This is a genomic window from Poritiphilus flavus (genome assembly GCF_009901585.1).
GTDB lineage: Bacteria > Bacteroidota > Bacteroidia > Flavobacteriales > Flavobacteriaceae > Poritiphilus > Poritiphilus flavus.
Genome location: NZ_WXYO01000001.1, coordinates 339,767 through 353,156, shown reverse-complemented (window position 1 = coordinate 353,156; position 13,390 = coordinate 339,767). Strand labels below are relative to the sequence as shown.

Annotated in this window: 10 protein-coding genes; 4 read left to right on the top strand and 6 right to left on the bottom strand. The window is 42.3% G+C overall.

Annotated features, from left to right (window positions below; all coding sequences use genetic code 11):
• The 5 genes from GTQ38_RS01325 to GTQ38_RS01305 are packed head-to-tail and all read right to left on the bottom strand — an operon-like array spanning position 1 to position 6,168.
• On the bottom strand, positions 1 to 1,719 hold the full coding sequence (locus GTQ38_RS01325; RefSeq protein WP_161433423.1) for a hypothetical protein: 1,719 nt from the start codon (positions 1,717 to 1,719) through the stop codon (positions 1 to 3).
• Complete coding sequence (locus tag GTQ38_RS01320; RefSeq protein ID WP_161433422.1) at positions 1,716 to 2,696, bottom strand: sugar ABC transporter substrate-binding protein; 981 nt, start codon at positions 2,694 to 2,696, stop codon at positions 1,716 to 1,718. The genes GTQ38_RS01325 and GTQ38_RS01320 overlap by 4 nt, the downstream gene beginning before the upstream one ends.
• Before the next feature lie 13 nt (positions 2,697 to 2,709).
• Positions 2,710 to 3,660 carry an ABC transporter permease gene (locus GTQ38_RS01315; protein ID WP_161433421.1) on the bottom strand — a complete coding sequence of 317 codons (951 nt, stop codon included), beginning with the start codon at positions 3,658 to 3,660 and terminating at the stop codon, positions 2,710 to 2,712.
• A gap of 26 nt (positions 3,661 to 3,686) precedes the next feature.
• Entirely contained in the window at positions 3,687 to 5,189 is a 1,503-nt protein-coding gene (locus GTQ38_RS01310) for a sugar ABC transporter ATP-binding protein (protein WP_161433420.1), read from the bottom strand.
• A gap of 13 nt (positions 5,190 to 5,202) precedes the next feature.
• Complete coding sequence (locus GTQ38_RS01305; protein WP_161433419.1) at positions 5,203 to 6,168, bottom strand: ABC transporter permease; 966 nt, start codon at positions 6,166 to 6,168, stop codon at positions 5,203 to 5,205.
• Between the two features lie 242 nt (positions 6,169 to 6,410).
• Between GTQ38_RS01305 and GTQ38_RS01300 the strand changes: the two genes are divergently transcribed.
• On the top strand, positions 6,411 to 7,910 hold the full coding sequence (locus GTQ38_RS01300) for a hypothetical protein (protein ID WP_161433418.1): 1,500 nt from the start codon (positions 6,411 to 6,413) through the stop codon (positions 7,908 to 7,910).
• 289 nt (positions 7,911 to 8,199) lie between these two features.
• Here the strand turns inward: GTQ38_RS01300 and GTQ38_RS01295 are convergent, their stop codons facing one another.
• Positions 8,200 to 8,613, bottom strand: coding sequence for a hypothetical protein (locus tag GTQ38_RS01295; RefSeq protein ID WP_161433417.1), 414 nt, complete (start codon positions 8,611 to 8,613; stop codon positions 8,200 to 8,202).
• 339 nt (positions 8,614 to 8,952) lie between these two features.
• On the opposite strand from GTQ38_RS01295, the gene GTQ38_RS01290 reads away from it, so the two are divergent.
• The 3 genes from GTQ38_RS01290 (at position 8,953) to GTQ38_RS01280 (ending at position 13,298) form a co-directional block, all read left to right on the top strand.
• Entirely contained in the window at positions 8,953 to 9,855 is a 903-nt protein-coding gene (locus GTQ38_RS01290; RefSeq protein WP_161433416.1) for a LamG domain-containing protein, read from the top strand.
• Positions 9,856 to 10,058: 203 nt separating this feature from the next.
• Positions 10,059 to 11,735 (top strand): hypothetical protein, encoded by a 1,677-nt coding sequence (locus GTQ38_RS01285; RefSeq protein ID WP_161433415.1) that lies wholly within the window; start codon positions 10,059 to 10,061, stop codon positions 11,733 to 11,735.
• Between the two features lie 138 nt (positions 11,736 to 11,873).
• Positions 11,874 to 13,298 carry a DASS family sodium-coupled anion symporter gene (locus tag GTQ38_RS01280; RefSeq protein WP_161433414.1) on the top strand — a complete coding sequence of 475 codons (1,425 nt, stop codon included), beginning with the start codon at positions 11,874 to 11,876 and terminating at the stop codon, positions 13,296 to 13,298.
• The last annotated feature ends 92 nt before the right edge of the window (positions 13,299 to 13,390 follow it).

The window sequence follows — 13,390 nt, the reverse complement described above, 5'->3', positions numbered from 1 at the left end:
CTACTCCAGGAACTTCAGCTCTCTGGCCTTCAATGTGATGGATTTGTCCTGGAAATTTATAGTTATCGGTTCAGCGGTAAAATTCGCCAGGACTGCATAGATCTTTTCTTTGTATCGCAATACCAACCCTTCAAACTCCAGCGGTGATGAACTGAAAGAATGTATCAAATGCCCGCCTTTATATCGCCCTAAAAACTCGAAGATTTTGAACACAGGAAATACTCGCTTTTCTTCTTGTCTTAGCAGACCTTCATTGCCGGTAGTTTGAAAAAAGCTGGCCGAAGCAGCTCCTGCTGTTGACAAATATTTGATGGAAGCCAACGTCCAATGGGCGCACAAAGATCCCTTTTGCCTTTCATCTACCCGTATTTGTATTTGACGCTCTGAAGAAAGTTCTTCTGTGGCATCCGGATTGGATCTGGGTTTTAAGGTGATGGGGGAGATGTGTACAGGCTTTCCCCCGGAAAGTATTTTTGCGCTTTTTGTTACATCTTCAAAAGAGGATGCCGTTTCCATAATGGACCTATTATCAAAGGCATGAACCTGGGGGTTTGCTGAAAACGAACAAAAATCGAGCTCATCCATGGGGGGAGCTTGTCTATTGAATTCGGCAAAGTAAAAGTCTGTTCCGCTACCCAAAGGGATGTTCGGAAAAAAGCTTTTTACAACAGGAAGCACAGATGCCAGGAATGCTTCGCCAGCCGATTTGTTTTGGGAGTCGATTACGGTGACCTCGCAAATATCAAAGGTGCTCCATGCTATCTGAGAGAGCCTTTCACTTAATAATGTTCTGTTTTCATTCGCAAATACCAGCAGGGATATAGGTACCCCCAGCATATTGGCTTGAGCACAACGCAATTTAAGATCTGTTTGCCAGGATTCCAGATCAAATTTCAATTCAACCCTGACATGGCTTAATTTCAGGGCCTTTAATCTGTTTATAGTCCAGGGGTTGAGAGCATCTTTATTAGATTCCAGCCCGATAGCGGGCAGAGGGCTGTGGTTATCTGAAATGGATAGGAAGTGCTTATTGGAAAAGCCGTGTTTTTTAAACGAGGGTTTTGGCTCAACCTTCAGCAAAATGGACTGGCTTACCTCGTCTTGCGGCCTGACCAATACAGGAAATGGTAGCTCCAGTGGAGTACAATAGGTCTTATAGGATGCATCCAGCCAATTTCTTTGGTCTTCCGTTTCAAAACCGGCCCCTTTAAAGTCAAGGAATGCGCTACCTGATTCAAGTTCCCATTCCATTTTACTGATGTCCGTAAAGGGCTGATGTGGGCTTACGTTCTCCGGGAAACTATAGCTGTTTGTTCTTCCAATGGAATGTTCGATCTCAATGGGTAAGCCCGCGTGGTTCCTGATCGGGTGTAATAAACAAAAACCAATTCGGTTGGCGTAAAAATTACTATGCGACCGCCCTGCTATACTGAAGAAAATACGATTTTCTTTTCCGACAATATTACATTTCCACCGAAAATCGATCTCCCCCTGTTGACAAATAGCTTCATAAGAGATTTCAAAGGCCTTGTCGTCTACCTGGGTAGAGATTCCCTCTATACGATATGGAACAGTGCCCCAATTTGCATCTCGTACTGCAAAATAGATCATGCGAACAAATTCTTCTCTTCCAAGACGCACATAACGAAGAAAGCCGTTTTCGAAAAGCATGTGCAACTTGCCTGCATTCAAGATTATGGAGTGGCCTTGCTGTATCATTCTGTACTGTTGAGCCCTGCACCCCACATGTAGGTGGACATTTGTTCAAGGTTCTGCTGGTGGATAATGAAGCCGGGGTCAATAAGAATTCGATCTAATGGCTTATCTTCCAAAATACCCATAATTGCTCTAAGAGCCAAATCGCATTCGTAGTAGACATTCTGAACACCGGTTACATCCAGGTGGCCACTTTTTAGCATCTTGTAGGCCATTGCGTCTCCATCGAACCCGCCAAGTATGATATGTTTTTCATGACCTATGGGATAGTATTTGTCAGCGTTTTTTAAGGCAGAAATCACCGAAGGGAACAGAAAATCGGAAGAGGAGAATATGAACCCGATATCAGGGTTTGCCTGAAGCGCATTGGTAACTCCAGCCAGCGCTTTTTCCTGGTTCCATTCTGTCGGTACTTCAGCAACTAGCTCAATAACATCTGAATATTCGCGAATCGCATCGTTAAAACCTTTCCTTCTCATAACAGCGTTGGTATCTCCTAAATCCCCAATTAGGATCATCGCTTTGTATTTCTTTCCGGACGTCCTGGCCAAATCACCCATATAGCGAACGGTTTTTTTGGTGATTTCATAATTGTCGGCCACTATTGTCGTATAGGTACCTTTATTCAACGCAGGTAATCGGTTATAAACCACAATAGGGATACCAGCCCGATTGGCTGCCTTGATGATGGGAATCACCGTATGGGCATCTTTGGGGGCTATGACAATACCGTCTACCCCACGAGAAATAAAATTATTTACCTGCTCGAATTGTCGGTTGGCGTCGCTGTTCGCAACCGCCTCCAGGTAGTCAAGTTCGTTTTCCTCACAACTGGCCTTCAAAGCATCAATGCTGGCCACCCAGTATTCTGTCTGTAGCGTTTCAAATGAGATCCCGATTAATGTTTTCTCCTTGGGCTGTCTGCAAGAAAAAAATAAAGTGAATATACCTAAAAGCGCGATTAAACCTTTGTACCCCATTATTGATCTCGTTTTAATTCAATCCCAGTTTTTTAGCTTTTTTTCTTCGCATGTTTTGCAAGCTGTCTATCATGACAATTAAGAAAATAATGCTTCCTGTAATCAGCGGATGCAGATAAGGGTCGGCGTTGATCATGACCAATCCATTTTGGATGGACTGAATCAAAAGGACCCCGATCAGGGTACCGGGGAACACGCTACCGCGCCCGCCAAACAGGCTGGTTCCTCCCAAAATGGCCGCTGCTATGGCCATAAACTCACTTTGTAACCCAAAAGTAGGGGAAATGGCCCCTAGTTGTGAGATTGCCACAAGACCGCCCAATGCCGCACAGAAACCGCAGATCAAATACACTTTCAATAAAACCCTATTCACTGAAATACCCGCTTTTCTCGATTTCTCAGGGTCATGACCTACCGCATAAACGTGCTTTCCAAAGTTCGTTCTGGTCAGGATGAAGTACGCCAGGAAGACTACAATCAACATCAGGAGAATGGGAACAGGAATACCCCAGATTTTACCGGATCCTAATTTTAGAAGTGATTCAGGTAAATTAATGGCCCGGGTATCCGAAATTAAAAGTCCCAGACCACGCCCTGCGTAGAAAGTCGCCAGGGTAACGATAAACGGAATTACTTTTAATCGAAAAATAAACAAGGCATTTACAAACCCAAATGCAAGACCAATGCCTAGTACGATAACACCGGCAAACCACAAGGGCAACCCCGAAACGACCATTTTTCCGGAAATCACCCCTACCAGGAACATGATAGAGCCTACAGATAGGTCAATGCCGGCAGTCAATAATACAAACGTCATACCGGTGGCCAAAATCGCGAGTGCGGCTCCCTGCACCAGAATGTTGAAAAAGTTATTAAAGGAAAAAAACTCTGGAGACAGCAAACTAAAAAAGAGAACGGTCAACGCAAATAGGACCATTGTAGAATTGTCGAGGAGGCGCTGCATATTTTTGTTCAAGATCCACTTCATCCTTATCGCTTTTCATCTTTTTCCTGGCCATGTAATGCCGCCGCTAATATGTTCGACCGGTCAAAGGAACCCTTTTGAAACTCCTTGGTTAACCGACCTTCGCTCATCACCAAAATTCGATCACATAGCCCTATTAACTCTTCAATGTCAGACGATATCAAAAGAATACTGGAACCGGCCTTAACCAAATTGTTGGTCAAAGTGTAAATTTCATGTCTGGCTCCAATATCAATACCCTTGGTAGGTTCGTCCAATATCAATAGCTCCGGACCTAACAATAACCATTTAGCGAGAACCACTTTTTGTTGATTACCACCACTAAGTGTGGCAACTGCTTGTCGTGAAATATCATGATACTTAATCTTATTGGCATTGGCTTGTTGCCTGACCTTATTCTTGATTATCTGCTTGGGGATAAGATTCCCTAAGCTACGCTCTTTTGTTAGTCCGGCAAGTTGAATATTTTTTTCTATGGACTGTTGTATCATCAGACCTTCTTCCCTTCTGTTCTCAGTTAGAAAAGCCATTCCCTCATGCACCCATTTGGTAGGACTAGGTTTTGATATTTTGTTCCGTTTCCAACGGATATTCCCGCTTGTAAATGGGTCCAAACCATAAAGTAAACGGGCTAGCTCTGAACGCCCTGCGCCGACCAAGCCGTAAAATCCAAGGACTTCTTGTTTCCTTATCGAAAAAGAGACCTCCTGCACCAGTCCTCCGAACAAATGCTTCACTTCTAACAAATTTTCCTCAGCAGGCATTGTAGTTCTGCTCGGAAAGTACTGGTCCAGGTCTCTACCGACCATAGCTTTGACCAATTTTGGAATGCTAAGGGCAGTTTTGTCCTCCTGACAGATCAGTTGACCATCTCTAAGTACCATTATCTGATCTGCCAACAACATCACATCTTCCAGATTATGGCTTATATAAATGATGCCAGTACCATCTGCTTTTAATTTCCTGATTAATGAGAAAAGCTTTTCTGTTTCATATCTGGTCAGTGAAGTAGTTGGTTCATCAAAAATGATGATTTGTGGGGAGTTGTTCAGGATCTTAGTGATTTCCAGTAATTGCTGCTGGGCCGCCGTTAGTTGGTCTACCTTGGCAAGTGGGGAAATGGAAAGCCCCATTTCGGATAGAAGTTCATCGGTCTTTCGAATGGCTTTTTTCCGGTCCAAAAAGGAAAGCCCCAACATGCTCTTTTTTGGAAAATCTGAAATGAATAGATTCTCCATAACTGTTAAATTGGTGAACAGATTTAGCTCCTGATGCACAAAGGCAATACCCGCTTTCAGGGCATCATTTGGTGAATTAGGAATAAAGGGTTCTGCATTCAATTCCATTGTTCCGCGGCTTGGAGCGAAAAGACCACCCAGGATATTCATCAGTGTTGATTTTCCGGCGCCATTTTCCCCTACCAATCCCAGCAACTGGCCTTTTTCCAGTTTAAGGTCAATACTTTTCAGTACGGCTACTTCACCAAAGCTCTTGGATATTTTGTTCATCTTTAGCAACATCCTAAGTAGCTTTTAAGGATTTTTCCAAAACAGTATTCAGAATCGCGGCGCCTAGAATAACACTTCCTTTGACCACCATGATGATAAAGAAAGATAGATTCAAAAGATTGAGGCTGTTATCCAACAGCGTCATAAAAAGTGCACCAAAAAAAGTCCATGCTATTTTTCCTTTTCCACCAAACAAACTGGTGCCCCCTATAACTACCGCTCCTATGACATCCAGAAGGATGTTCTGGCCCATGACGGGAGAACCGGTTTCCAATCTAGCGGTATATAATATGGCCCCAACCGCCGCACACAAACCGCTAAACACATAGACCAGGACGATAGTTTTTGGAACGTTGACCCCGGAAATCTTTGCGGTTTTGGTATTTGCCCCAACCGCATATATCCATTCTCCGAAAATCGTTCTGTTCAACAAAAAATAGGCAACAAGCACTACCAATAACCCCACATATACTGGTATAGGAATACCAAGTAAAGAAGTATAGGGCATATCAATAAAAGCCTCGGGTAAATTGTACAGGTTTTGGGATTGAGTAAGCCATATGGCTAAACCGCTGAATAATATCATTGTTGTGAGGGTTACCATAAATGCCGGCATGCCTAATTTTGCCACTGCGAAGCCGTTGATGGTTCCAATAAGAGCACCTCCTAGCAGCATAGTCGATATTCCGAACAGTATGGCTGCGAATTCCGACTGAAAAAGTCCAGTATCACTGCTCATCATAAAACCTCCTAACACACTGCACATAGCTACAATGGAGGTTACCGATAAATCAATGCCAGCGGTGAGCATTACATAGGTTTGCCCAATCGCGATGATCAATAATGGCAATAGGTTGAACAATAGATTCATCGTATTGTTCAAGGTAAAGAAGCCGGGAGCCAGGACCGCCATGATGAGGTAATATCCAACACACAGATAGATAATAAAACCCGATTTAGAATTTGATATTCCAGCCATGGCACCCATTTGATCTTATTAAATCTAGTCTATTCCAAATGACCTAAACCCCATTCATTTTTCCAATACTTGTCCGATTTTATCATTTGAAGCCCTCAAGTCTATTTATTCCCTATCATTGTGGATAAAATAGTATCTAAAAGCGTCATTGGAAAATGAAAAAATCCCATAAGCATGCACAGAAAGATCATAATTTCAAAGCGTCCACATATCATATTGGATATGGTCAAAACTCCATGCTCATGATAAGAAAATCTCTTTGCCTTTTAATATTGATGGTGTTGATTTCCTGTGAAACACAGAAAAAGGAAACGACTAGCGATATTCCTACTAATGGCCCGATTCAATTACATCCTGAAAACCCTCATTACTTTTTGTTCAAAGGAAAGGCCCATGTGCTGATTACCTCTGCAGAGCATTATGGGGCCTTGATCAACCTTGAATTTGATTATAAAAAATACTTAGAGACCCTTGCAGCCGAGGGCATGAATTACACCCGGATTTTCACAGGAACCTATTACGAAATTCAGGGAGAGAGTTTTGGTATTCAACAGAATACCCTGGCTCCCGAAAAAGACAAACGCATTACACCCTGGGCAATTGTATCTTCGGATTCTCCCGGAGAATTCAAGTACGATTTGGCTACCTGGAACGAGGACTATTTTAAACGGTTAAAAGATCTTATGTCCGAAGCGGCAAAACATAATATAATTGTTGAGGTTACTTTGTTTTCTTCAATTTATCGCGACGAGCATTGGGATATTATACCTCAAAACCCAAAGAATAATATCAATATTACGGATAGGATAAGCCGTTTGGAAGCTCACACTCTGGACAACCAATCGCTTCTGGATTACCAACTTGCTTTCGTGAAAAAAATGGCAGTTGAACTCAATGAATTTGACAATTTCTTTTTCGAAATCCAGAACGAACCCTGGGCGGATCTTGGGGTTGCTGTATATAATATAGTAAACAAGGAAGAATTAGATTCCATTAACTGGACTCTAAAGGCCGATTTAGCCAATGAAGCGTCCTTAAGATGGCAGGAACGGGTGGCTGCTGAGATAAGGACAACTGAAAATGATTTGCCGAAAAAGCATTTAATTGCGCAGAATTATACCAATTTTAAAGCACCCATTCCCGAAGTAGATGATACTATTGATATCCTTAACTTCCATTATGCCTGGCCAGAGGCCGTCAGTTGGAACTATCATTACAATAAGCTTATCGGTTTTGACGAGTCTGGCTTTGCAGGTTCTGAAGATAAGGTATATAGAAGGCAGGCCTGGCGGTTTATGCTCAGTGGAGGAGGGCTTTATAATAATTTGGACTATTCATTTTATGAGGGTTTTGAAGACGGAACAGGAATTTACGAGGCGCCGGGCGGTGGCAGTAAAGCATTGAGAAAACAATTAAAGACTTTATCCGATTTTCTTCACGGTTTTGAGCTGCAAACACTCAGACCGGATTCGGAACGTATTGAAAACTCTAAGGGTCTAATCCCTTATATGCTATCGGACGGTAAGGACGTTTATGCCATTTATCTAAGAACCGTAGGGACCGAAAACGTGAACTTAAAATTGAGGACCGGAGAGGGTAGCTTTAAAATCCAAACCTTAAATCCCGTTACAGGAGTATACGGTGAGCCACTCTCACTCATGGCAGAAGAGGGGCTCCTGGATATTGTGACCAGTACAGACGAGGGTGAAATAGCCATATCGGTTATACGAGAAAATGAATGAATGGCTAAAGACTCTGTAATTTTCGAAATTGGAAATAAAATTGAATATCAGTTGATAATAAGTTTAAAACCAGATTTCTCTCCGTAGCCCTAGAATGATAGCATAGCAGGATCTGCCCTAACACTTCTTAACACCAATATGTAGCCATCAAAGAGTCCAAATTTGTGGATTTGTAGATGGACAACTGTGATGAAGACCCATAATAGTTCAAATAAACGACTGATGCTAAACCCAATGTTTTAGCCATATTAGCTTTTATAACCTAAATACCTCATTAAACGAACGGACACTATTGTTTGGTTAGGGTAAACGAACCGCTATTTCCACTTGAAGCGCTCCAGTTGCCCACCAGCTTTGTTTTGGAGTAGGGTGCATTGAAATTGACCAATGTACCATGGCATTGATCATTACCTTGCATCTTAAAATTGGTGCCCAGCACATACCATCTCAGATTGGGTATCGGACAATAGTTCGATGAGCCCTCCTCCACAGTCAGATCTGTCTTACCATCACTTTTCAATATGAACGTTGCGGTTGCATCGCCAAAGGAACCTGATATTTCCCCAGACCAGGTACCTACCAGGGCAGGGTCAATTATCTCTTCGAGAACTTGCTGCATTTCTTCCTCTTCGCTGTTTGTGGAACATGCCATAAAAGCGAATAATACTATCCACAAAATGGAAATGTTTCTTTTTTTCATCATAATGTTCTTAGCTATTATTTAATTGCGGGGAACATTTTTTGATCCTAATTCAGTAGACAAAGCTATCCGTAAGCCCATCCGGAAACTAGGAGTTTAGTGCCAGATGATAGGAGAATAGTGTCGCTTATGATCTTGGATCTGAGAAGTTAGTTGCTGCATTTTTGGTTATAGATGGCCGCGGACGCGGTGTTAATGGTGTCAACTACATTACAGCTAGTTCGATTTAAGATTCTAATTATGGCACTATTGAATACTTCGGACTCAATTGTTATATATTCTTATTACGATATGTATTAATTGTCTACTTTAGGAGTCGGATCATTTTGAACACGTTTACCCATGAACAAAATTTATCTAGCAAAATACATTGCAGTAATCGTTCTGCTATGTATTATAGGATTAACCTCCTGTAAAGAGAAAAATGTCAAAAAAGAGGAGGTTAAAGAAATGACAGTAGCGGACAGTTTAAAGGAGGCACTTACCTTTTATGCCTCTTTTGATACCGGGGTCAATGCCGATTTTTCGGTTGGAGATTCCCTGATGTATACGGTTGCTGACAGAAGCGCTCTCGATTCTTCCAAAGTTGGCCTGCACAAGGCGGATATTAGTCGCCAGAAGGGAAAGGGCAAATACGGTGATGGGCTCCAATTTACAGAGCGTAGCAAAGGATATATCTACTATCCCAGTGCCGGAAACATAGCATACAGTGAGAAGAACTGGAATGGCGCCATTTCTTTTTGGTTAAGTCTTGACCCAGCCACCGATTTGGAACCTGGCTACTGTGATCCCATTCAAATTACGGACGTTACTTATAACGATGCTGCCATTTGGGTAGATTTTACTCAAAATAACCCCAGGGATTTCAGATTGGGGATGATCGGAGATCGAAATATCTGGAACCCCGAAGGATTGGAAGACGAGGAAGATCTGTTTCTTCCACAACTGGTACCCGTGAAAGACCCTCCTTTTGCCAAAGGGGAATGGACACATATACTTATCAATTTTTCCGGATTGAATACTGAAAAAGGCGAAGCTTCCCTTTACATAAACGGTGAATTAAAGGGAACCAGAGCCAATATTACCGATCCCTTTAGTTGGGAATTAGATCGGTCCAACATCTTTTTAGGACTAAGCTATATTGGACTTATGGACGATTTATCCATTTACAACAAGGCGCTGTCGCAAAGCGAGATTGACGCGCTTTATTCTTTGGAAAATGGGGTTCAAACGGTTTTGGAATAAGTAAGGTTAGCACGGGGAATACTGAAAATTCTAAACATCTGCCATGCTGAAATCGTAGCTATGTTCAAATTAAGGATTCGAATTAATATTAGATGATCAAATACCCTGATTAAACGCTATTTTGGTAGTCTAGGATTGTATTTTACATTTCTAAAAATAAGTTAATCTTCATTGCGGCCAGCCTGAATTTATCCCGAAAAAATATGAGAGCAAATACCTTCATTTTTCCTCTTTTGCTTGCACTTTTCATTAGCTGCCAATCTAATAAGAAAGAAAGAGCCAAGGAAGAACAAACTAAAACAGAAAACTTCACGTCTAATGATTATCCGGAATTGGTTGCTTTATTCAGGGAATGGAGAACATTTGAAAAACCACCTCTCCTTGATGGGGTTCCAGACTATACGGTACAAACTTTTGAAAAACGATGGCCACGGTTTATCGAATTGCAGGAAAGCCTAAAGAAAATAGATACTGCGAATTGGCCGGTTGAAAATAGGGTAGACTGGATGATCGTGTGGGCGGAGATGAACGGCTACGACTTTAACCACCGCGTATTAAAGCCCTGGATTCGTGATCCTGCATTCTATAAATCGGTTTGGACCTATAGAAGTGATGTGCCGGCTCACGAAGGCCCTACGCATCACAGTACAACCGAACTATGGACCTATACCTTTCCCTTGTCAACAGAAGAAAGGCAGCGGCTTATGACAGACCTGAAAGTTATTGCCCCGCTCAATACTCAGGCAAAGAAAAATCTAACCGGAAATGCCAAAGATCTTTGGGTGGCTGGAATCAGAGACATTCGGACTCAGGTTGAGGATCTGGAAAAACTGAAAGAAGAAGCATCACTTCAGGATGATGCCGAATTGTTGAGGCTTATTGATGAAGCCTTTGTGTCCACAAAAGACCTGGCTTTCTGGTTAGATGCTGAATCCAAATCAAAAACGGGTCCTTCAGGAATTGGCAAAGAGAATTATACCTGGTATTTGCAAAATGTACACCTGGTGCCTTTGACCTGGGAGGACGAAGTGATGATCCTGAAACGGGAACTCGCCCGTGCCTGGTCTTCCTTAAAATTAGAAGAACACCGAAATAGAAATCTACCGGAGTTGGTTGATGCAAAATCCCCGGAAGCCTATAATAAAATGGCCGATGCGGCCGCTAAAAGCCTGATGGACTTTTTAGACCAACAAGACATCCTTAGCGTGAAACCGTATTTTGACCCGGCTTTGCGCGAGCATTTGGGTGAGTATATCCCCCGGGAGAAGCGAAACTTTTTCAGGATTGGCCAGCATTACGACCCCAGACCTCTGTTCTCACATTTTTACCATTGGTTTGAATTGGCGCGCATGGACAATGAGCCTCGGAAGAGTGAAATTAGAAGAGGACCTTTGTTGTACAATATTTTCGATTCAAGAAATGAAGGAGTAGCTACCGCGGTTGAAGAAATGTTTATGCAAGCTGGTTTGTATGATGATAGCCCAAGAACCAAAGAGATTGTATACATCATGATTGCACAACGTGCTGCCAGGGGTTTAGGCTCATTATATGCCCATGCCAATGAAATGACCATGGAAGAAGCCGGAGGTATTCATAGTGAATATACACCCAGGGGTTGGATGAAAACGGAAAAAGAGCTACTCATTTTTGAGCAACATTTGTATTTACGTCAACCAGGATATGGAACAAGTTATATTACCGGCAAATACTTAATGGAAAATACGATGGCTGAATATGCCAGAATACAGGAGTCTCAAAACAAGCCCTTTGTTTTGAAAGATTTTTTTGATACCCTAAATGAGATTGGAAATATCCCGATGTCCTTGGGTCAATGGCAAATGACCGGCTCAAATAGTCATTTGAAAATCATAAAGGATTGAATGACTTAAAGCGTTAAGAAGCCTACAAAAATCGTTGGGAAAGTTCAGATAAAAGATTAGATGATCAAACCAGGAAAATATTGATTTCTGTACACGGAAAAAGTTAGAACTTAATCAAACCAAAAGAGGCGAACATCAGTGGAAGAACCATCAAAAAACCATCAGAAATCACTTTGGATAAAAAGAATTATCACCCTGGCAATTGGTATAGTAATCTGGCATCTTCCAATTCCCTGGAATATTTCTCCGGATGCCTGGCACTTATTTGCCATCTTTATTACAGCTATCATAGGCGTTTTACTTGAGGCCCTTTCTATTTTTACGGCATCTGTTATTGCCTTGGTAGCAGTTGTCATGTTACGGGTCCTTCCACCCGAAAAAGCTTTTTCCGGTTTTTCCGAAAGTTTTATTCTTCTGATATTGGCAGCCTTTTTGGTCGCAAAGGGAGTCATTAAATCGGGATTGGGAAGGCGGATAGCCTTTCTGCTCATTCGACGGTTTGGGAAGTCGACCTTAAATTTGGGGTATTGCCTTGTGGTTACAGATACCATTCTTGGACCTTCTATCCCTAGCAACACGGCTCGCTCGGGAATCATGTATCCCATAGTCCATGCCTTGTCCCTGGACACCGGGTCTCTACCCACCCCTGAACGGAGAAAGCGAACTGGAACTTATCTAATGATGACGTACGTAGCCAGTCAAACTATAAGTTCTGCCCTATGGCTAACCGGTATGGCAGCCAATCCCGTAGGTGCCGGAATTGCTGCCGAATTTGGGGTAAATATGAATTTTGGGAATTGGGCCTTTGTGGCTTCGGTTCCCTGTATTATCGCACTTATAGCCATTCCCTTCGTATTATACCAACTGTTTCCACCTGAAAATAAATATACACCAAAAGCACCCGAAATGGCAAGGAAGGGACTGCAGGAAATGGGTCCTCTGAGCACACAGGAATGGATCATGGGCAGTACATTTTTGGGCATGATTCTCCTTTGGGCTTTTTCTCCGGTATTGAATATCAATCTGGCTATTGTGGCCTTTCTAGGATTATCGGTCCTTATATTGGCCAATGTATACACTATTGAAAATATCCGGCAAGGTGCTGGTGATGCGCTCGAAACATATGTATGGTTTGCCATTTTGTATATGATGAGTACGGCATTGAACGATATGGGGTTTATGAAGATCCTTGGCGCTCAGTTAGCAACCTATCTAGGTGGCTATCATTGGGTTAGTGTTTACATCTTGCTTATAATACTGTATATTGTGATACACTATCTGTTCGTGAGTCAGACAGCGCATTTGCTTGCATTGTACGCTGTTTTTTTACAAGTAGCCGTCAGTGCCGGAGTACCCGCTGCACTAATGGCTTTTATGCTCTCGTTCGCTACCAATTTATTTGCCGCGATTACGCCCCAGGCTTCCAGTTCCAATGTTTTATTCGTCGGGAGTGGCTTTTTACCATCAAGGGATATCTATAAACAAGGTGCTGTAATCACGGTGCTGAATACCGCAATCTTCCTGCTTGCAACACCCTGGATTATGTGGGCATCATCATTATAAAGAAGTTATGAATTATAAATATCCGGGATCTGAAAAGTTGGAATAAATGATTGCCGTTCGACAAATGGGTGGGTAAGAGGATGGTTTGTAAA